We start from the raw sequence: 21,047 nt of genomic DNA on the forward strand, positions 1-21,047 counted from the left end.
GTCTACAGTTCCATGCAGTTCTCATGCACTTCCTGACCGTCCTATCCGCCCGCCTGTCTTCCGGTTATGCAGCTTCCGGGAACTTGCCAGCCCTCACCCCTTCACCCCCCCCAAGGAAATACCTTCGATTACCTGCTTCTGCCCGAGGATGAACACGACCAGCAGCGGGACAATCGCCGAGACCGAAGCCGCCATGATGAGCGAATAGAAGGCGCCGTTGCGGTCAGCGAAAGCATTCATGCCCAATTGAAGCGTATAAAGTGTCTTGCTGTTCAGGAAGACCAGCGGCGTCTGAAAATCATTCCAGGTCCAGATGAACCGCAGAATGGCATAAGTGGCAATGGCGGGACGGACCAGCGGGAACAGAATCGAGAGGAAGATACGGATATGTCCCGCGCCGTCGATCTGCGCCGATTCGATATACTCATTCGAGAGTGAGGCAAAAAACTGGCGGAGCAGGAAGGTGCCCAGCACGCTGAACCCGCCAAGCAGGATCAGGCCCAGATGTGTATCGTACAGGCCGGTGGAGCGGAAGATAATGAACAGCGGCACCAGCGTAGCTTCCGCAGGAATCATATAAGTGGCCAGCACCAGTACGAAAAGTGCATTTCTGCCGGGAAAACGGATCTTGGTGAAACCATAAGCCGCCATGCTGGACACCGCTACAGAGAGAAGTGTCGTGAGCGCTGTGACTTTAATCGAGTTCCAGTAATACAGGGTGAAGTTGGCTTTGCCGAACCAGACGGAATGATAGTTGAACGCCGCCCTCCATGTCTGCGGAATCCATTCGATCGGATATTTGAACACATCGGCCTCAGGCTTGAGCGAAGCGGACAGCATCCATATAAAAGGGAGCAGAAACACAATGCCCAGCAGTGCCATGATCAGGGTGATGATGGCTTTTCCCCAGTCCAGATTGCCTATTCTCACAGGTATGTGCCTCCCTTATCTAGTAATTGACCCAATAACGCTGTCCCAGCCACTGCAGGCCGGTAATGGCAAGCACGATGACGAACAGAATCATGACCATGGATGAAGCATAACCGGTCTGAAGATCGACAAATGCGGTCTGGTACATGTCGTACACTACGACAGAAGTGGAGTTAGCCGGTCCGCCGTCCGTCAGCACCTTGACCAGGGCGAAGGATTTGAAATTGCCGATAATCCCGGTCACCAGCAGGAAAAAGGTCGTCGGCGTCAGCAGCGGAAAGGTAATGGAGCGGAACTGGGCGAGCTTGGAGGCGCCGTCAATCGTCGCCGCTTCATACAAGTCGGCAGGGATATTCTTGATCCCGGCAATGTAGATAATCAGCGAGACCCCAAGGTCAATCCAGATCATCAGCAGCATGACCGATGGAAGCGCATACGTGGGATCGGCCAGCCATTTGGGCGGATTGTCCACCCCGATCGCCGACAGGAATCCGTTGACCGGACCGTACGAAGGATGGAAGAGTACCTGCCACACTACCGCCACAGCAACTACACTGGATATCTGAGGCATGAAGTAGATGACCTTGAATGCACCCGGCGCATATACATGACTCGTGATAATTACCCCGAGGATCAGCGCGATCGCCATCCCGACGGGTACGGCCAGCAGCATAATGAAGTTATTGCCCAGCGACTTCAGGAACACCTCATCCTGGAACAGCTGGCGGAAATTATCGAGGCCGCTCCAGCGGATCTTATCAAACCCGGTGACGAACGACCATTTGGTGAAGCTGAGCATGAAGGAGAATATCATCGGAATAAGTGTAAATACCAGCACCCCCAGCAGCATGGGTCCGACGAAAAAGTAGCCCATCCCCGCTTCTATCCGTTTTCTTTTTCTGCTGCCGGCGGTTGGTGTCTGATGGGACTGCGGTAAGGTAACTGACGTCTTCAAAGGCTCTGTCCCCCCTCTTGCGTGATCTTATCTCTCATTATAGAAAAGCAAAGAATTTTACATAAGTCACGATCCTGACCCGTTCAGAAAAATTTTTACCTGCCGCTGCGGATAATCAGCGTTCCCCGGACATCTGGTACACTGCTGGTGTAAATCAGTCAAAAACGGTGCGGATTTGCGCAAAATAGTTGATTTACTTGGTTTGCCCGCTTTGTTATCTTCTAGGCAAGCACACACGGGCTTATACTTATAAACTTTTAGGAGGAATCCAGATGAACGCCAAGCCAGATATTATGTCCGCTTATATGGATACTATTGTTGAGCTGCTGAATGAGATCCGGAACGAACCGCAGGACAAGCTGCAGCAGGTGGCAGAGCTGCTTGCGGATCATATCGCACAGGACAAGCTGGTCTACCTCTACGGCCCGGGCGGCCATTCCAATATGAATGCCACTGAGGTCTTCTTCCGCGCCGGCGGCCTGATGCATATCAGCGCCATATTAGATGAAGGCACGATGATCTCGAACGGTGCTCTGCGCTCGATGGCCGTTGAACGCACTCCCGGCTACGGAACACTTGTTATTGAAGACAACCGGCTGGGCGAGGGCGATATTCTGATTCTTGCCAATGCTTACGGGATTAACACCGCCTGTGTCGATGCGGCTGTAGAGGCCCGTCGCCGGGGAGTCACAACGATAGCCGTTACTTCGGTCGGCCATGCTGAAGCTACGCCTAAGGATCATATTGCCCGCCACCCTTCAGGGCAGAATCTGTATGAGCTGTGCGACTATGTCCTGGACAGCAAGGTGAAGCCTGGGGACGCTGCACTGCATATTGGCGGGATTGAACCGAAGATGGGTTCGACCTCAACCTTCGCCAACGCTTTTCTGCTCAATTCCCTGATGATGACTACAGCGGCCTGTCTCGGGGCCAAAGGGATCGAGGTGCCGGTCTGGCGCAGCGGCAATGCTCCCGGCGGGGATGAGTGGAACAACCGCTTCATTGAACGCTTCAAGGGCCGGGTCCGCTGGCTATGAACCTTCAGCTGATTCCAGAGCCTCAGGTGGTGCAGAGCCGGGGACCGGAGCCGGTCAGCGGTATTAGCGGCTGGACGGTGCAGCTTCAGCTCCCCATGAAGGATGTCCGGTTGCTTGCGGCAGCGCAAAGGATATTCACAGAGGTGACGGTGCGTACTACGCATGACGGCAGCGGTGTATTCTCTCTGGTCACGGAGGGTACCCCGCTCAACCCGCTGATGGCCCGGCGGGTAGAAGGCAAGCATGACGGTTACGTTCTCATTACAGACACGGACCGGATGGAGCTGTATGCGCTAAGTGCTTCCGGCCTGTTCTACGGCATTAAGACGCTGGAGCAGCTGATAACCTCCGGCGAAGGCACTGTGCCTGCACTTACGGTTGCCGACTGGGCGGAGCTGAAGCTGCGCAGCGATTATCTCGATCTGCGCACGGTCTATCCGACCTATGAGCATATCCTGGAGTATATCGCGGAGATGGCCGATTATAAGATCAATACGCTGGTCATTGAATATGAAGACAAGCTGCCCTTCCGTAAGTTGGATTTCCTGCGGCATCCTGAGCTTGCCTTCACTGAAGAAGAACACCAGCGGCTGCTCAAGACCGCACATGACCACTTCGTCACCGTGATTCCGAAGCAGCAGTCCTTCGGCCATCTGGAATATATCCTGAAGCATCCGGCTTATATCGGTCTGCGCGAGATCCCGGAGACGGTCTCGGAGCTATGCCCGCACCGCGCAGGCTCCTTCGAGATGATGGCCGGCATTCTGGAGGAAGTGGCCGCCCTTCATCCGCACAGCGAATATCTTCATCTGGGCTGTGATGAGGTCTGGACCCTGGGCACCTGTGAAGACTGCAAGCGGTCCGGGCTTACCCCGGAGGCTTCGTTCATCCGCTTCGTCAATCAGCTGGCGGAGAAGACGGTCAGCCTTGGCAAGCAGCCGATGATCTGGCATGATATGATCATGCATGCGACTGCGGAAGAGATTGCGGCGCTGGACAAACGCATTATAGTCGTTGTCTGGATCTATGGCGGACACCGGATGAAGGCCGATGCCCGGCTGATTCTCCATAAGCTGCGGGATGCGGGCATCCAGACCCTTGGCGCTTCGTCCGTCCGCTGCTGGGATGATAACGGCGACCAGAATTATCCGGTCATCCATAACCGGGTCAAGAATGTGCAGGACTGGATTCAGCTCGCCCGCTCCGAGCAGCTGGAGGGCATTATTCATACGAACTGGGGTTGCCCGTTCTCGTTAGGCAGCCCCTACGGCTTGTTCGAGACCTCGCGTTATCCGGCTTTCTTCGCTGCGGAGCAGAGCTGGAACGCCGGAGCGGAGACCGGAACCTTCCTGACACGGTTCCTGCACCAGTTCCACGGCCTGCCTGCGGACCGGCTCAGCGGGGAAGAATGGGCGGATTATGCGGTAACCGATTATTACGCGCTGATTCCGCAGCTCCTGCCGGAGGTGAAGAAGAACCGCCTGACCGCCGAGCTGATCGACGCCATGATCCAGTATGAGATCCCGGCGCAGCGCCGCTCCCCGCTGCATACCTTCCTCTTCCGGGGAGCGATGTCACCGGGGAGCGAGGAAGTGATGACCTTCCTCCGGGACAAATACCGGAGCGGATACGGGGATCTCCGGCGGGCCAAGCTAAGAATGCAGAGCGTGCTGGCCGAGCTGCTTGTGCCGCAGATGGCGGAGCTGTTCATCCGCTCCCGTTTCTACCGGCCGGAGCTGTTTGAAGCGGACCTGCATGCCATGATTACCGATCTTGAGATCATAGAACAGAAAGCGGGGGATAGCTGATGCCTGATATGCTCGTGAAGCTATACGATCTGCCGGACAACGGGGCGCTGCTGGAGCGTCTGCGGGGACAAGGCATTGTTATTAAACGGGCGATGACCGGAGATAAGCAGGCTATTGTCGATTTTGTCGGCCGCCATTTCACGGAGAGCTGGCGGAATGAATGCGAGGTAGCCTTCGCCCACCTGCCCGTCCACTGCTATATTGCCGTGAAGCAGGGCGAGGTGATCGGCTTCGCCTGTCACGAGGTTGTAGTGAAGAACTTCTTCGGCCCCACCGGCGTGCTGGAGGATTACCGGGGGCTGGGCATCGGGAAGGCCCTGCTGCTGGAATGCCTGTCCGCGATGCACCAGAGCGGTTATGGCTATGCCATTATCGGCTGGGTGGCGGACGCCGTCCCTTTCTATGAGAAGACCGTGGGTGCGATTGCGGTCCCTGACTCTTTTCCCGGGGTATTCCGTGACCTGATCAGCATGGACTGAATACGATTGTTTTGTGTGAGCACCCAGCAAACAGCGGCAGCCGGGACATTCCGTCCCTGACTGCCGCTGTTTGCTGGGTTATTTTCCGGTCAAATGCAGGTCTATGGGTTCAATTGAGTTCATTCACAGAATTGTAAAAGAATGCAGGCTGTTTTATGCGGAATTTCTGATTTTCTTCTTACATACAAGGGGTAAAATATATGAATATCCTTAGTTGCGGCTGACACATGAACTGATAGGAGGAATGATCATGCCTAATATCTGGATGCATATCGAGTACGGGCGGCAGCTGGCCGGAGAATTCAGTAATCGGCTTCCGTTTCTTCAGCAGCTGGAGCAGCAGCAGCCTCTCTATCATCTTGGCTGTCAGGGCCCGGATATTCTGCTGTATCACAGCTTTCTCCCCTGGAGCAAGGATGCCGGGGCGCTACATCTCGGGGATCTGATGCATACGCGAAGCTGCGGGCCTGTACTTATGGACTTCTCGGAGTCTGCGCGGAACCTCAGCGGGGCTGAAGGGGAGCAGGCCCGGCTCTACTTCCTCGGCTTCCTCACCCATCATCTGCTGGACCGCAATCTCCATCCCTATATTAACTGGAAAGCGGGCTATCAATACCGCGATCATCAGCGGTTCGAGATTGATCTGGACACGTTGTTCATGAACCGGCGGCGGAAGCTCAACACGTGGCAGAACCCGGCCTGGTCTCTGATTGACGCCGGCTCCCGCCTGCCCGGTCCGGTTCACCGCATCCTTCACACTACGGCCCTTAAGCATTACCCGGAGGCGATGTCCCGGTTGCCTGAAGAGATCTGGCAGACCTCTTACCGCGATATGGTGCTGGCCCAGCGCTGCCTGTATGACCCGAAAGGCTGGAAGAAGGCCATCACCTGGGGACGGACCCGCCTGCTGTTCTCCCGCAAGCTTACCGCGCGTGAGGAGCAGCTGGATTATCTAAATGAGCGGCACTCCGAATGGCGGCATCCCGCACTCTATTCCGAGGTCCGCACAGAATCGGTGTGGGAGCTATGGGAGGCGGCTCTTGCGGAAGGCCGGACGGTGCTCGGAGCGCTTGCCGATTGGCTGGAGTGCAAGGAACCCGCTGCAGCAAGGCGCAAGCAGGAGCAGTTCGCCCAGGTGCTGGGCAACCGCTCCTACGATACCGGCAAGGATTGCAGCATGAATCTGCAGAATCAGTACGCCGAACCGATCTGGACAAGTCTCCCGGGCAGTTGAGGGGGAGCGGAGATTGGAGAGCGGGTACGGTGGAACGGGGAACCGCCAACCTGGAACAGGGAGCCGGGCATCGGGAACTGTCAACCAGGATCGGGAACCGGTCACCGGGAACCGCCAACCTGGAACAGGAAGCCAGCTGCTTAACAAACACCTGACCCGTCCATATTACTGCCACGCTCTTCTCCACCTCAGGAAACAGGTGCCTGCCACTAACAATTGGAAAAACGTATCTTATTTCGCCAGTTTCTCAAGAATATCAGGTAACAAGTGGATTTTGGTTCTAGCTCCGATACCTGCCCAGGTACTTTACGCGGAACAGAGCACACAGCAAAATCATCCTACGGACGAATAAGATTACCTTCGTGCGAACACAATGTATGCTGTTTTTCACATACATTTGGTCATATGCCTGCTTGCGAACACAATGTATACTGTTTTTCACATACATCTGGTCTATATGCCTGCTTGCGAACACAATGTATACTGTTTTTCACATACAATTGGTCATATGCCTGCTTGCGAACACAATGTATACTGTTTTTCACATACATTTGGTCCATATGCCTGCTTGTGAGCACATTGTATGCTGTTTTTCACATACATTCAGCCCTCAGTCACATTCAGCATCAAGGTCATTTTACGAATCATTCCAAGAACTCATATTCACAAATGTACACATACCTTTTCTACAGCAGGAAACTTTAGTTTCCTATATAATCGCAAAACGCCCGGCTCCCCGGGCGCTTAGCATAATCTATCCACTATTCTGCTGTCAGTCAGTCTTTAGTCCGCTGTCAGACAGCATTCCAGCTTACAGCGGATCATTCGGAAGAATCTCCGGCGGGGCTGGCGGGATAATCTCGGGTTGCTCTGGCGGCACGATTTCGGGATGCTTTTCCGGCACAATCTCCGGCGGGATCACAACCGGCTCCGGGAGGATATCCGGCTTCACATCAGGGACAACCTTCGGCGGAACCTCCGGCGGCAGATCTTTGTTCATATCCATATACCTCCTTCATTCCTGATACCTCATGTATACCCGTTCCGCTCCTCCCTTAACCTTATTGTCCAAGTCCTTCCTGGTCTTCCCTTGTCCCCCTTGGTCTTCCCTTGTCCTCCCTTGTCCTCCCGGCTTCTCTCCGACCCTCCCTGTAAATTCCCCTCTTCATGCAAGATGTTTAACCTGCGGTTGATCTCCAAGTAATAGTTGGTTGTTAAGATCAAGGCAACAAGATTACTGGGAGGGATACCGATGCGTCTGGCTCTATTCACGGACACCTTTCTTCCGCAGACCAATGGCGTTGCCCGTACACTCGCCCGGCTGACCGGCCACCTGCACCGCCGGGGAATCGATCATCTGCTGTTCACGCCAAAATCCGCCCCGGAGAGCAGCTACCCCGATCCTGTCAGACCCGTGGCCAGCATCCCCTTTTTCCTGTATCCCGAGTGCAGGCTGGCCCTGCCCGGCATGTCCTCCATGCAGAGTGAACTGACTGCGTTCGCCCCTGACCTGCTCCATCTCGCCACCCCGTTCAATATCGGCTTAACCGGCCTCCGGTATGCCCGCAAGCAGCAGCTCCCCCATGTCGCCTCCTATCACACCCACTTCGACCGTTACCTCGAATATTACAAAATGAGAAGAATCCTCCCGCTCTACTGGAAATACATGAAGTGGTATCACCGTTCCTGCGATGCCGTCCTGGCCCCTTCCCGCGAGACCCTAACCAGCTTGCGCATGGAGGGCTTCACCCGGCTGCGTCTGTGGTCCAGAGGCGTGGACTGTACGCTCTACTCGCCGGAGAGAAGAAGCGAAGAGACCAGGGAGCGTTATGGCAAGGGTGCAGCGCTGATGATGCTCTATGTCGGACGGATTGCCCCGGAAAAAGATCTCACCACCCTTCTTCAGGCTACACAGCTCCTGCCGGAGTCCGTGCGTTCGCAGGTTCAGCTGGTGATTACCGGCGATGGCCCGCTGCTGCCTGAGCTTAAATCGCAGGTACAGGAGAATGTCACCTTCACCGGTGCCAGACACGGCGAAGAGCTGGCAGAGCTGTACGCCTCCGCCGATCTGTTCGTCTTCCCCTCCTGCACGGAGACCTTCGGCAACGTCGTGCTTGAAGCCATGGCGTCGGGGCTTCCCGTGATCGCCGCAGATGCAGGCGGAACGCGGGAGCTGATCGCACCCGGTGTCACCGGCATGCTGTTCGAGCCGCGCAGCCCGGCAGCCATGGCAGAGCAGATCTGCACCGCCGCCGCCAGGCCCCTGCTGCGGAGCGCAATGGGCCGCGAAGGGCGGCGTCAAGCTCTCCAGCGCTCCTGGGAGCAGATTTTTGACAGACTGATTAAGGATTATGAAGAAGTCATCGAGCACCGCAGGATCAAGAATGAAGCAGGGATTTACACCGCCTGATCCGCTGTCTGCCCCCCTATGAAGACTAAGCATTCCTGGGACTGTGGGAATGCTTTTTTCCATTGTTCACGGTTTCTCCCCATCACTCTATTGACCATTGGAATAATGACTTATATTATACACATATACAATAATCCAAAATATGGAATTCAGTCAGGCGGTGATCCCTTGAAGCCTCTCACAACGATTCGCAGTCATCTTGAGGCTTATCTCTATTCCCAGCAGTTGTCCATCAACCAGTTCTCCATTCAGTCCGGCGTTAATTCCGGCACCTTAAGCCGTATCCTTAGCGGCCAGCAGCCGATTGCCATGAACCACCTGAAATTGATTACCCGGGGCATGTCATTGCCGGAGGATCATTTCTATAGCATGTATGTCGATGAGTGCTTCTTATATTCGGCACCAACCTGGCGGCGGCTGCGCCCCTTCATCCTGAATTCAGCGGAGCTGGGACGGCTGGACTGTATTGAGCTTGTAGTCAAAAATCTGCTGGACAACCTGACCTACGCCCCGATGCTTTTTGAAGTGGCCGAGGACTTGTTCCAGGAGCATCACTGGCAAGCGGCGGCCGTTCTCTACAAGAATATCAGCGCAAGCGAGAAGTATCAGCATTCCGAGCGGCTGGCCCTCTGCCAGTACCGTTTGTTCCGCATTACCCTCGGAGACAGCCAGACACTCAACCTCCAGGCTGCTCTTTTGTTCGAATGTTATATTGAACGGCTTGAGGTGCCGGATCAGCTCGATGGACTGAAAGCTCTGATGCATGTCTATTACTCGCTGCACAAGTGGGATAAGGTGGATGCCCTGGCCCAGGAGATGCACCGTCTTGCCACGCTCAGCTACCACCATCTGCACCGATCGCAGCGCAGGGACCGCCAGGATAAAAGCCCGGAGAAGCCGGTATTCTTCTATGCGCTGTATTCGCATCTGATGCGGGCAAGCGTGTGCGAAGAATTCCGGGACTATGAGTCGGCGCTGAAATACGTAGCTCTATATATGGATAGGAGCTGGATACGTGAAAAAGGGGAAGACACCCGGCGCATCCTGGACCAATTCCAGGAGTGGGGCACGGCCAACACCCTTCTCTACCGGATGATGTCCGGTGATCATGGAGCGCTGCCTGAATATGTGGCCTATATTGCTCCGCATGCCAGTGAGATTTTCGTTGCCCTGTACCATATTATGATCTCAGCCAACCGCTTCTCCTGGAATGTCGATGAGGTGCTTGAACAGTTCCCTTCTTATATCCCTTACCGGACCAACCTGAAGGACTTCGGGGAGCTTCACAACCAGCAGATCCTGGCCGACCAGTACTCTACCTTTCTCGCGGAATTAGCCAACTATTATTTACGCAATCACCGCCCCGAAGGAATGGGCTTCCTGCTCCAAAGTCTGGAATCTTCTGCTAAAATAAAGAGTGATAGCATAATCATTAAATGTGTGAATCTGTTTGAACAATTCCGGCATCAAGCCACTGAGGAACAGACAGAGCAATACAGACTTCTGATTGGAGAGGTGCAAGAATCCAATGATAAGAAAAATGATTATGCTTCTAGTGTCATGTAGCTTGGCCGTTATAGCTGTTCACCCCCTGGGGGGTTATGAATCTGTAACAGAGACTACCGTACAATCCCAGGTTCAGCCTATGGGTCACGGGACGGGGGACGGCTGATCCAGCAGCGGCCGCGCCCGCAGAAAGGATGACGAACATGAAGATCAACCGGAGGTTATTACTCCTCCCCGCACTTGCACTGGCTCTGGCCGGAGGGGCTGAAGCCGTTCCGGCTTCGGCCAAGCCCGCCCCGAAGGTACAACTTCAATTAACCTACAGCAGCGGAAGCGGGATATCAGGCATGGCCGGAGGCACCGCACAGATCAAGAACGGAGTCTCTTATATGCCCGCTAACCTGGTCACAATCATGGGTCTTGAGGGCAAGTGGAGTAATGCGGACAAAACCGCTACCTTCAGCGGGTGGAACAAAAGCTTCAGCATGAAGCTTGGTCAATCCACCGGCGTACTGGACGGGAAGAAGGTCTCCCTTGGAGGCACACCTTATATGGCGGATAAGCAACTGTATGTACCCGTCAAGTTTGTGGTAGCGGCTCTTGAAGGCGGGCCCGTAAGATGGGATGCCGCCACGAATACGATACGGGCCAACGGTCTGCATATGTACCGCGGTTATTCGGAAGTGTTCGACGGCGGAGTGTACTCCCTGTCGCTGGACAGCGGCGAGCTGTATCTGACCACGAAGCAGAACACCAGACATAAGCTGGCTGTTCTCGGCAGAGGGCTGGATGTAGTGGATTTCACCTTCGAGCGCACACCTGCCGGTCTGACTCTGCTTCAAGTCGTGAATTCGTATGGCGAGCCCCATGTACATGCAGGGTATTACACCTATCTAGTGAAGAACAACAGTGTGATCCGCCAGGGGCATACGAATATCCATACCTCCTTCGGCACAGCCCCGGTCTGGGCTGACGGCAAGCTGTTATTCAATGACGGCCGCACGCTAAGACTCATTGAGGATGGAACCGGAGCGGTCAGCGAGACCGTAGATTTACCGAAACTGCTGGGCACCACCGTTGCCCAGGATGTCTACTACAACGTCGAAGCCGTCTACCCGGATGTTCTGCTGGTCCGTCCTACAGACACCGCCTTCCTGACCCTAGTTGACCGTGCTAATGGTAAGCAAACTGTGTTGTATAAGCAGCTGCTCAGTGCAGAGCGCCAGCGCGAGGTAGAGCAGCCCGATTTTATGTTCCCGGGTGACTATATCTACTTCACCGGACGTACTGACAATGTCTTCACCTTCAAGCTTCACAGAATGGACGGCAGCCAGGATATCATCAAGACCTACACATGGCCTGGCAGTCAGAACTGAGGAGCTACACTTTCACATTCGATTGCACTCGGTTTTTCTGTGAAAATACGTCTCTTGCGATAAACGCACGACCTACGCGGCGTCTCCAGTCCAATTGTGTTCGGTTTTTCGATTACATTTGGTCTGCTCGGCCTCCGTGCTGCTCATTTTTATGCTGGAGTTGTGCCTTGAAAGACATGTTTGTTTTCGCATACATTTTCCGCCACGACAAAACAACGCATAAACGTCATTATTATCATAAATGACGTTTATGCGTCTAACATCCAACAGCCACCAAATGAAAGACAGGGCGTCTACAAACGCCCCTGCCTTTTCATTCTCCGCTCCATTCTTCTCTGTCTTCTTCGTTCTCTCCTCCGCTTACGGTCCTTACGGCCCAATACGAGCTCCAGCATAACTTCGAAAAGCACCCCGAATAGCTCAGCCATACAACCCCTCTTTTCAGCGGTTATAGAAGTGCTGCTTCACCCCTTACGGCTCTGCAGTCCACCCAAGCTTGCTCCTTCACTAAATACCCGCTCAATCCTCCGCTGCACCTCGGGGTCAGGAATTAACGGCGGCGCCTGATGCGGCTTCACCCGGGCATCGATGATCACATTATCACAGGCCCAGTGCTTATACTCCACCGTGCTGTTCACCCCATGGATGTCATGGGAAGGATTGCTGCGGGTGAAGGTCGCCCACAGGAAGTTGTTCAGCGAATCCGACATGAAGCTGCTGTCATCGCACAGAATAATCATCGGGCAGGAATCAAGCGCCCCCTGCGCTGCAATAGCAGCGCTCAGGCCGGAGATCTCCTCTGCCGCCGAGGCGTAATCCCGGAACGGCTTCCCCTGCATGGCGGCAATCCCCGGCATAATCATGGCCGCCGGACCCCAGCCCTGCTCCACCCGCTGAAGAACCTCAGGTACCTCCGTGCACAAGCTCCGCTTCTGCTCTCCTACGGCTGCGAAGACCACCTTGCTTCCGCTGTTGATCCCCGTACCGGAATAATCCAGCGTATCAATCGTTGTATTCGTCTGGAAGTGAATATCGCGGCGCAGATTGATCCGCTCCAGAATGTAGGTCAGGAACCCGGCGATATCATGCGTGCTGACCGGCTTGTCCTCTTCTGCCGTGATGAACAGGTATTTCGCCAGACTGAGCTGTCCGGTTCCGAGAATCCGGTTGCTGATCGTCAGCAGCTCTGCAGGCTGCTTCAGCTGCTGATACGGGGTATACCGCTCACTGCCGATCGCGAACAGCAGCGGGTGCACTCCCGCAGCATCTATCGCATGTACCTCCTTCACGCCGGGAATCTCCGAGCGGATCGCCCCGCCGGTCAGCTCATGGATGAGCTCTCCGAAGGCAGTATCCTCCTGCGGCGGACGGCCGACCACCGTGAAGGGGAAGATGGCCCCTTTTTTGGCGTAAACCTTGTGTACTCTCATCACCGGAAACGGGTGAGTCAGGCTATAATAGCCCAGATGATCGCCGAACGGCCCCTCCGGCTTCGTCTCCCCGGGATGAATCTCTCCGGTAATGACGAAGTCGGCATCGCTGCTGACGCAGAAGCCGTCTGCATAGCTGTAGCGGAAATGACGCCCCGAGAGCAGCCCGGCAAAGGTCATTTCACTTAAGCCCTCCGGCAGCGGCATCACCGCCGAGAGCGTATGCGCAGGCGGGCCGCCGATGAAGCAGCTAACCTTCAGCGGCTCGCCGCGTCTGTTCGCGTGGGCCTGATGAATGCCGATCCCGCGGTGAATCTGGTAATGGACGCCCACTTCCTTATTCAGCTCATATTCGTTACCGCTAAGCTGAATACGGTACATCCCCAGATTGGAGTTCATGATGCCCGGCTTATCGGGGTCCTCGGAGTACACCTGCGGAAGCGTGACGAACGCCCCGCCGTCGCCCTGCCAGTGCTTAATCTGCGGAAGATCGGAGATTTGAATCTCCTCGAACCCGGCCGGTACACCGCTGCCCTTCTTGATCGGCAGCGCTTTACGGGCGGCAAGGCCTGTCCCGATATACCGCAAAGGCTGCTTGAGCGCCTTCATGGGATTGCTGCGCAGGGCGATGACCGCCTGCGACGATTCCCACGTGTCGCGGAAGATGAACTTGCTCCGCTCAATCGTTCCGAACAGATTCGAGACCGCACGGTACTTCGAGCCCCGGACCTTCTCGAACAGCAGAGCGGGACCGCCCGCCTCATAGACCTTCATATGTATCGCCGCCATCTCCAGATGCGGGTCCACCTCTTCATGTATGCGAATTAAATGCCCGTGCTTCTCCAGGTCAATAATGCATTCTTCCATATTGCGATATGACATGCTTCTACTCCCATTCTCTCAAGAATATGAACCTCTTTATTATCAATGAGTGTGTCCGTCAGGTCAATTCCCGCCAGGGCAACCTCTCCAATTGTCACAGATATTCTTGCCTTCTTCTGTGGAGAGCCATTATTATACTTGTAAACCGGACAGCTCCGGACAACAAACGGCAAAGGGGACTAACGCAATGATCATCAAAAAGGTAACCTGGCTGGAGCTCTTCTACGATCTGCTGTTTGTCGCTGCGGTCTCCAAAGCCAGCCATGTGCTGCTGCATGTAGAACACGAGACCCTGTCCTTTGAGACACTGGGCAAATTCGTACTGATCTTCATTCCGATCTGGTGGGCCTGGGTCGGCCAGACGCTCTTCGTTAACCGCTATGGTCAGGATACGGTGATGCACCGGATTTTTCTGATTATCCAGTTGTTCTTCGTATTAATAATGACAGCCAGCCTGTCGGTAGATTTCGATGCCAACTATCTGCCGTTTCTAATTGGCTACCTCGGACTCCGGATCATGACTGCGGTCCAGTATCATTACAGCCATTCCAGAGAAAGCGGGCATCTGCGGAGCACCGCCCGTTATCTGGGATCACGCTTCTGGATTGGACTTACGATTTCGGCCTGCTCTCTGTTCTTCGATTCTTGGCTGCGGTATGCGGTACTGTACGCCGGGATTATACTAGACATTATTCTCCCGCTGACGGGACGGAGGATTCTGGTGAAGACGCCTGCCAATACCCATCATCTGCTGGAGCGCTTCTCCCTGTTCGCCTTGATCCTGCTCGGCGAATCCGTGGTCAGCATCCTCGCCGTACTGCAATCCAGCAGCTGGACCGGACAATCTGTCGGCTTCGCTGCGCTCACCTTTGTACTGATCATCGCCATATGGTGGCAGTATTATGACAACCTGGAGAAGAAGGTCGATATGCACATCCAGACTGCCGGACAGACGATTATCTACGGGCATCTGTTCATCTATCTGTCGCTATGTATGCTTGCTGCGTCCATCCAGCTGCTGTTCCTGGATCAGCTACATTATGGGCCGATGCTGAACCTGTTGTTCGGCTCCGCACTGCTCTACTTCGCTTCCACGGCACTGGTCTTCCAGGTCTACAGACATCAGCAGCATCGGCTGGGAATGAAGCCGCTGGCAGGGCTGACCGTCATTCTGGCCTGCTTCTATGTGCTGGATCTTCTAGTCCATGTACCGAATGTCCTGATTATGGGCGAGCTGGCGCTGTTCTTCGCGTTGTACGCCAGGATTACTGCCTGACCCGGGTGCCAGTCAGCTCTCAGACACTTGCCAATCTATCCGCTCTGCACGCCAAGAGGCTGCACCAGAGGTCATTGCCCGCCTCAGGTACAGCCTCTTCCGGCCGTCTTACTGGCCTGTAAATTCAATCTCAGCGTAATCATAATAAGCCTGCAGGATCTGCTCCCGGTCATCCAGGAACAGCTGGTCGGCCACGCCGCTGACCAGTCTCGGAATCGCATTGCGCAGTCCCGAGATCGCCGATGCCGATAACCCGCAGCTGGCCAGCGCGGAATAGTTGAACACGAATAAGCCATGCAGCAGCTTGCGGCCTGCTTCATCCCGGCTCTGAAGGGCAAAGCCTGGACTAAGGTAAGGGTGCGCATCCAGCAGCGGATTCGCCGCTCCCGCAGGCGCCGTGTACCGGTCGCTCCAGCGGGCAATATGAGGCTCCACCTGCCGCAGCTCCGGCCGCAGGGCAGGATCGCTGAGCAGGCCCGTGCTGATGATCAGATAGTCGAAGCTGAACTCACCGGCGGGTGTAGTCACCACCGCCTGCTCCCCCGCAGCCTCCACCTTCAGCCACGGCGAGCCGAGATGCAGCCGGAAGCCGGGCCATGCCGCTGCCCGGCGGAAGGTATCGCCCGTCGGCGGCTGATTATACTGGAAGAAATGCGAGATGACTGTATATTTGTCCGCATCCGCCAGGGTATGGAACCGCTCAATCATTCCCGAGCCCTCCATCTGGCGGATCGGATTCACCCCCGGCAGCTGCGTCCGGCGGACGAAGACCTGGGCCTCAGCCGCGCCCTCCTGAAGCGCGTAATTGGCATTGTCGAAGGCAGACGCCCCGCCGCCGAGAATCCCCACCCGCTTGCCGCGAAGGGCAGCGAAGTCAATCTGCCGGGAAGTATGGGCATACAGGCGCTCCGGCAGATGATCTGCAATCATTGGCGGAACATGCCACTGCCCTCCGCCTTGAATACCGGTAGCCAGCACCACCTTACGGGCCAGCAGGGTTCCGGCCGGCGCACCCGCTCCTGTAACCTGCAGACGGTAAATTCCATCGTCACCAGGTTCAACCAGCATTAGCTGCACCTCGTTACGTACCGGCAGCTTCAGAATCTGCCGGTACCAGCGCAGATACTCCATCCACTGCCCGCGCGGGATTTTATCCACCTCACTCCAGGCCCCCGCCCCATGCTGAGCCTCCCACCAGGAGCGGAAGGTCAGCGATGGAATTCCAAGATCAATCGAGGTCAGATGCTTGGGTGTGCGCAGCGTCACCATCCGGGCATAGGTCTCCCACGGCCCCTCCAGCCCGTCACGATTCTCATCGATGATCAGCAGATTCGAGATCCGTTCGCGCAGCAGGCCAAAAGCCGCACCGAGCCCGCTCTGGCCTCCGCCCACAATGACGACATCATAGACATGGCCTTCCACATGCTCCACAGGGCGGACCCAGTCCGCGCCGCCATAGGCGAGATAAGAGAGATCCGTATTCACTCGTTCATTCAAGGCTTCCAGGCTCATCATTCCTCAGACCTTTCCAGGGCATCTTCAGCTCATAGCTGCTGCCCGCTTGGCATCCTGCTCCACAATCCCTGATATACATCTATGGCGATATTATATAGGGTATGCCCCCGCTTTTGAATATTGATGGAAGGTTTATTGTCATAAGAGCTGAATTCTGCGGACGGGATTGTACATTGAGCCAATATTTTAACGCCAACTCCCCTTAATGCTTGACAAACGGAATATTATCTCACACATATATCAAAAGAGCTGCCCCCATCAGCCCTCCGGCCCTGGAAACAGCTCTTTCATTACGTCATTCATAGATACACTATGCAATCTAGCTCTCTATCTTGCACTGTTCATAGAATATAAATAGGCGCACCGCCTTAGAAGCGTGCTACAAAAAACTCGCGGTTCGACGGGACGAACTTCTGTGTGCGCTGCACATTATCCGCGTCGATAATTCGGAGCGTGTAGCTGACTGTTGTCAGCGTACTGATTGTATTAAACTGGGCAACGCCGAATTCATCGAATTGTGCCGTAATCACAGTGCCGGAGCTCCGGGTCAGTGTTGCCGTCCAGCCCTGTGTTTCGTAAGGGACATTGTTATTGTTCACGGCAAGCACGATGAAATTATTAAGCACCTGTCTGATCCGCCGTCTCTTGGGTCTTACTACCGCCGCTGCTCTTGCTTTTTTAGCCATCAGTTGACGTTTTGCCAGCAATGCCTTCTTCTCTGATTCTTTCATTTACTTCACCACTTTCTATTGGAATACAGTAGTAAATGCAATAGAAGAATCAGCCGAAACGCGCTATTGCCTGTTATTTACATAAATGTATTACTGTACTCATTCATGGTTTCGTACCCACGAGGCAGCTTGCCGCATACACTGCTTCATAGAGGTGATTACATTATGAAAAGTGTACCATCATGGGTCAGGCGTCACGCCGCCAAGCTCAACCGGCCCCTGAAGCATAAGATCCGCAGAGCCTATTCCACTGCTGCCTCAACTACTGCTATACCGGTAATCATACAGTTCAGACAACCGCTTACTCCGGCAGGGCTCCGTGAACTGAGGAAGCATCTGGGACGGCATGTCCTCCCGGTCAAGCATCATCTGCGGCTGCACCAGGCCGTAGCTTCACAGGTATCCCTGAAATGTCTGGAGCATGTATGCCGCTGGAACGGGGTCCATAAAGTCTACCTGGATGGCATCAAGAAGGCTACACTCAACATCGCGACTCCATCCATAGGAGCTACAGCGGTTAGACGCTCAAGAGGACTTACCGGCAAAGGCATCAACATCGCTGTGCTCGATACCGGAATCTACCCGCATCCCGACCTGACCCGGCCGGTGAACCGCATCCTGGCGTTCAAGGATTATATCAATCACCGGAAATGCCCGTATGACGACAACGGACACGGGACACATATCACCGGGGATGCGGCCGGTAACGGCTGGTCCAGCCGGGGCAAGTACCGGGGACCCGCGCCGGAAGCGGGGATTGTCGGAATCAAGGTGCTGGATAAGTATGGGGACGGCTATGACTCCACCATCATCAAGGCGATTGAATACTGCATCACCCGCCGCAAAAAACTGAAGCTGCGCATCCTCTCCATGTCCTTCGGCGGGCCGGTGGCTCCCCATGTCAAGGATGATCTTCTCGTCCAGGCGGTGGAAAAAGCCGTCAAAGCCGGCCTCACCGTAGTCATCGCCGCCGGCAATGCCGGCCCTCGGCGCAGGACCGTTGAGTCCCCCGGGATCAGCCCCTCCGCGATCACCGTCGGAGCCGTCAATGACCGCCGGACGCTGACGCAGAAGGATGACCGGATCGCCGTCTATTCCAGCCGGGGACCCGCTCCCGGCGGCAAGGTGAAGCCGGATCTGGTCGCCCCCGGCAATTCAGTGATCTCGCTGCGTGCCCCCGGCTCCCGGCTGGTCCGTGAATTGCCGCGCAATAAGGTCGGCAAGCGGTATTTCAAGCTGTCCGGCACCAGCATCTCCACGCCCATCGTGTCCGGTGCCGCCGCGCAGCTGCTCCAGCTTGCGCCTGGTCTCACGCCGCGCCAGGTGAAGCTCTTGCTGAAGCGTAACGCCTTCCCTCTCCGCCTGAAGCCGAATACCGGCGGCAGCGGGGAGATCGACGTACGGTTCCTGAAGCGCCGCTGCTCCCCCAAGAAACCCCACAAAGTGAGATTTTAGCTTCGAAGGATATTCAGGTTCTTTGCGGGGACCCCCGACAAAATAACCGGCCCGGTAACTGCTCCTTATTTCACGGGGAGCGGTTACTCCCCAGCCAGATGCGGCCATAGCTGGCGCGCCCAGGCTAACAGCTTCTCGTCTTCTCCATATCTTCCTATGCACTGGAAGCCGAGCGGCATGCCTTCAAGCGTTGCCGCAGGCAGACTGACCGCGGGCACTCCCGCGAAGCCCCAGACCGCAGGCATCCCTGCCCAGCCTGTATTCCGCTCCTCGATCTTCGGCGCAGTCCCTCCTTGGGCCGGAGAGACCCACAGGTCGATTCCCTCTTGGTCCATAAGCTCCGTCAGATCACGCCGCAGCTCCTGTTGCCGGGTGCGGTACTGCTCCAGCTCCTCCTCCGGAATCTGCTGTCCTCTAAGGATAGCTTCCTGCACTGGAACGCCGTATTCTACTCTATGCACCGCGAATCTATCTTTATGCTCCCGTGCCAGCTCCCCCTCAATGAAACGCAGCATGGCATTTCCGTAGATGAGTTCATCCTCCCACGGCATTTGGACATAACGGACTTCATATCCAAGCTGCTTAATTCCTGTGATCTGAGCCTCGAACACCCCTTTGACTTCCGCGCTCATCAGCTCCATATAGACTCCCTTGGGGATACCCAGAACCGGCTTACGGGGGATTGGGGCAGCAGGAGCCTCCCAGTCCGGGACAAGCAAGGCTACCGCTGCCTCCATATCAGGCAAGTTTTGTGTGAAGAACCCTACTGTGTCAAAAGACGGTGAGAACAGCAGCACCCCATCCAGCGGAACCCGGCCATAGCTGGGCTTGAACCCGACCACTCCGCAAAAGGACGCCGGGGCGATCACCGAACGCAGCGTCTGTGTGCCCACTGCCAGCGGACAGAGCCCCGCAGCCACCGCTGCGGCGGAGCCTGCACTGGACCCTCCGGGAGTATGCGCGGTATTATGCGGATTAAGCGTAGCAATCGGCCCGTTATAGGCGAATTCCTCGGTCACCGTCTTGCCTGCAATCACGGCCCCGAGGGCACGCAGCTTAGTGACCAGAGACCCTTGGGCACCGGCTAACAGCTCAGCAGATAGCTGCGATCCTGCCCGGGTGGGCAGACCGTCTACATGCAGCAGATCCTTAATGGCCACAGGAATGCCGAATAGGGCCGGTTTACGATCATCTCCGCTGTAGGTACGTTGCAGCAGAGCTTTTTCCGAATCCAGATGCCCTTCAGCCTCATCCTCAGGGACAAATGCATGGATATGCGGCTCAAGCTGTCTGTAACGCTCCATGTACTGGTCAAGCACAGTTTCGGGTGAATATCCGGGTTCGTGAATCCGGCTCATCATTTCTGTCAGGGATACCTTGTGAAGCAGCATAAGATCATCTCCATGGAAGATTATGTATAGCATTTGGCTTATTACGGTTCAGTCTTGCAAAAGGTAACAAAAATCCCCAAGCTTACCCAGCACCAAAAAAGCCACCCGGACCGCTTCCCCTTCAAGATGGCTTTCATGCTCCTTAACTCCAGCGCTTCCTAAAGCTCTTCGTCTCCTTGATCCCCGCCCTGCTTATACTCATTCAGCTTCTGATTAAGCTGTCTGGCTTCCCGTTTCCCGTCGATGTGCATCATGGCGTACACCATACTTTTGACCACCAGAATAACAATGACGAACGGCACCAGCACTCCCTTATCCATCAGCGGGCCATCCGCGAACTGCCACAGCCAGAGAATTACCAGCACATCGGCAAGGATGAAGCAGAGATAGAAGCTGATCGTCTGCACTTTGGGATCTACCTCATACGTATTCACCAGCGCATAGCGGAAGCAGGTAAATGCCGAAGCCCCCAGGAACAGCTGCACCAGCAGCGAGCCCCGGATCATCTCCGTAGAGTTCAGAGCCAGCACAACCGCCGCGAGCACCATCAGCCCCCCGCAAGCCACCAGCAGATCCTTCACGAACAAAGACACATACTTTCTGGTTGTAATCATGAGTTTTCCTCCTAGTCA

The 21,047-nt window shown here is 55.4% G+C and carries 17 protein-coding genes; 9 read left to right on the plus strand and 8 right to left on the minus strand.

Annotated elements, in window-relative coordinates:
- Nucleotides 1-93: 93 nt before the first annotated feature.
- The gene (locus MKY96_RS18080; RefSeq protein WP_051478036.1) at nt 94-882 is read right to left on the minus strand and encodes a carbohydrate ABC transporter permease; all 789 of its coding nucleotides are present in this window, start codon (nt 880-882) and stop codon (nt 94-96) included.
- A 67-nt stretch (nt 883-949) separates the two neighbouring features.
- Nucleotides 950-1,804, minus strand: coding sequence for a carbohydrate ABC transporter permease (locus tag MKY96_RS18085; protein WP_036725519.1), 855 nt, complete (start codon nt 1,802-1,804; stop codon nt 950-952).
- Between the two features lie 353 nt (nt 1,805-2,157).
- On the opposite strand from MKY96_RS18085, the gene MKY96_RS18090 reads away from it, so the two are divergent.
- The 4 genes from MKY96_RS18090 (at nt 2,158) to MKY96_RS18105 (ending at nt 6,443) form a co-directional block, all read left to right on the plus strand.
- The gene (locus MKY96_RS18090) at nt 2,158-2,922 is read left to right on the plus strand and encodes an SIS domain-containing protein (protein ID WP_340942106.1); all 765 of its coding nucleotides are present in this window, start codon (nt 2,158-2,160) and stop codon (nt 2,920-2,922) included.
- Complete coding sequence (locus tag MKY96_RS18095; RefSeq protein WP_340942108.1) at nt 2,919-4,730, plus strand: family 20 glycosylhydrolase; 1,812 nt, start codon at nt 2,919-2,921, stop codon at nt 4,728-4,730. The genes MKY96_RS18090 and MKY96_RS18095 overlap by 4 nt, the downstream gene beginning before the upstream one ends.
- Nucleotides 4,730-5,209 (plus strand): GNAT family N-acetyltransferase, encoded by a 480-nt coding sequence (locus MKY96_RS18100; RefSeq protein ID WP_340942110.1) that lies wholly within the window; start codon nt 4,730-4,732, stop codon nt 5,207-5,209. Before MKY96_RS18095 ends, MKY96_RS18100 begins: the two co-directional genes overlap by 1 nt.
- Before the next feature lie 250 nt (nt 5,210-5,459).
- Nucleotides 5,460-6,443: a zinc dependent phospholipase C family protein gene (locus MKY96_RS18105; RefSeq protein ID WP_340942113.1), complete on the plus strand. Its 984-nt coding sequence runs from the start codon at nt 5,460-5,462 to the stop codon at nt 6,441-6,443.
- A gap of 811 nt (nt 6,444-7,254) precedes the next feature.
- Here MKY96_RS18105 and MKY96_RS18110 read toward each other — a convergent pair.
- Nucleotides 7,255-7,443, minus strand: a complete 189-nt coding sequence (locus tag MKY96_RS18110; RefSeq protein ID WP_340942115.1) for a hypothetical protein — start codon at nt 7,441-7,443, stop codon at nt 7,255-7,257.
- A 252-nt stretch (nt 7,444-7,695) separates the two neighbouring features.
- Here MKY96_RS18110 and MKY96_RS18115 point away from each other — a divergent pair, with 252 nt between their 5' ends.
- The 3 genes from MKY96_RS18115 (at nt 7,696) to MKY96_RS18125 (ending at nt 11,735) form a co-directional block, all read left to right on the plus strand.
- A complete protein-coding gene (locus MKY96_RS18115; RefSeq protein WP_340942116.1) occupies nt 7,696-8,853 on the plus strand; it encodes a glycosyltransferase family 4 protein in 1,158 nt (385 codons plus the stop codon).
- Nucleotides 8,854-9,021: 168 nt separating this feature from the next.
- On the plus strand, nt 9,022-10,419 hold the full coding sequence (locus MKY96_RS18120) for a transcriptional regulator (protein WP_340942117.1): 1,398 nt from the start codon (nt 9,022-9,024) through the stop codon (nt 10,417-10,419).
- A gap of 134 nt (nt 10,420-10,553) precedes the next feature.
- The gene (locus MKY96_RS18125) at nt 10,554-11,735 is read left to right on the plus strand and encodes a copper amine oxidase N-terminal domain-containing protein (protein ID WP_340942120.1); all 1,182 of its coding nucleotides are present in this window, start codon (nt 10,554-10,556) and stop codon (nt 11,733-11,735) included.
- Nucleotides 11,736-12,199: 464 nt separating this feature from the next.
- On the opposite strand, the gene MKY96_RS18130 is transcribed toward MKY96_RS18125, so the two are convergent.
- The gene (locus MKY96_RS18130; protein WP_340942122.1) at nt 12,200-14,047 is read right to left on the minus strand and encodes a UbiD family decarboxylase; all 1,848 of its coding nucleotides are present in this window, start codon (nt 14,045-14,047) and stop codon (nt 12,200-12,202) included.
- 187 nt (nt 14,048-14,234) lie between these two features.
- Here MKY96_RS18130 and MKY96_RS18135 point away from each other — a divergent pair, with 187 nt between their 5' ends.
- Nucleotides 14,235-15,323: a low temperature requirement protein A gene (locus tag MKY96_RS18135; RefSeq protein WP_340942124.1), complete on the plus strand. Its 1,089-nt coding sequence runs from the start codon at nt 14,235-14,237 to the stop codon at nt 15,321-15,323.
- Nucleotides 15,324-15,431: 108 nt separating this feature from the next.
- Here the strand turns inward: MKY96_RS18135 and MKY96_RS18140 are convergent, their stop codons facing one another.
- Together MKY96_RS18140 and MKY96_RS18145 are read right to left on the minus strand one after the other, a co-directional pair.
- Nucleotides 15,432-16,835: an NAD(P)/FAD-dependent oxidoreductase gene (locus tag MKY96_RS18140; RefSeq protein WP_340944623.1), complete on the minus strand. Its 1,404-nt coding sequence runs from the start codon at nt 16,833-16,835 to the stop codon at nt 15,432-15,434.
- A gap of 371 nt (nt 16,836-17,206) precedes the next feature.
- Complete coding sequence (locus MKY96_RS18145; protein ID WP_051478024.1) at nt 17,207-17,569, minus strand: hypothetical protein; 363 nt, start codon at nt 17,567-17,569, stop codon at nt 17,207-17,209.
- A 165-nt stretch (nt 17,570-17,734) separates the two neighbouring features.
- On the opposite strand from MKY96_RS18145, the gene MKY96_RS18150 reads away from it, so the two are divergent.
- On the plus strand, nt 17,735-19,024 hold the full coding sequence (locus MKY96_RS18150; RefSeq protein ID WP_340942127.1) for a S8 family peptidase: 1,290 nt from the start codon (nt 17,735-17,737) through the stop codon (nt 19,022-19,024).
- An 83-nt stretch (nt 19,025-19,107) separates the two neighbouring features.
- On the opposite strand, the gene MKY96_RS18155 is transcribed toward MKY96_RS18150, so the two are convergent.
- Together MKY96_RS18155 and MKY96_RS18160 are read right to left on the minus strand one after the other, a co-directional pair.
- Nucleotides 19,108-20,415, minus strand: a complete 1,308-nt coding sequence (locus MKY96_RS18155) for an amidase (protein WP_340942129.1) — start codon at nt 20,413-20,415, stop codon at nt 19,108-19,110.
- Between the two features lie 158 nt (nt 20,416-20,573).
- Nucleotides 20,574-21,029 carry a hypothetical protein gene (locus tag MKY96_RS18160; protein WP_340942131.1) on the minus strand — a complete coding sequence of 152 codons (456 nt, stop codon included), beginning with the start codon at nt 21,027-21,029 and terminating at the stop codon, nt 20,574-20,576.
- Nucleotides 21,030-21,047: the final 18 nt, after the last annotated feature.

Origin of the sequence: Paenibacillus sp. FSL R7-0302 (genome assembly GCF_038006885.1) — a bacterium.
Lineage (GTDB): Bacteria > Bacillota > Bacilli > Paenibacillales > Paenibacillaceae > Paenibacillus_AQ.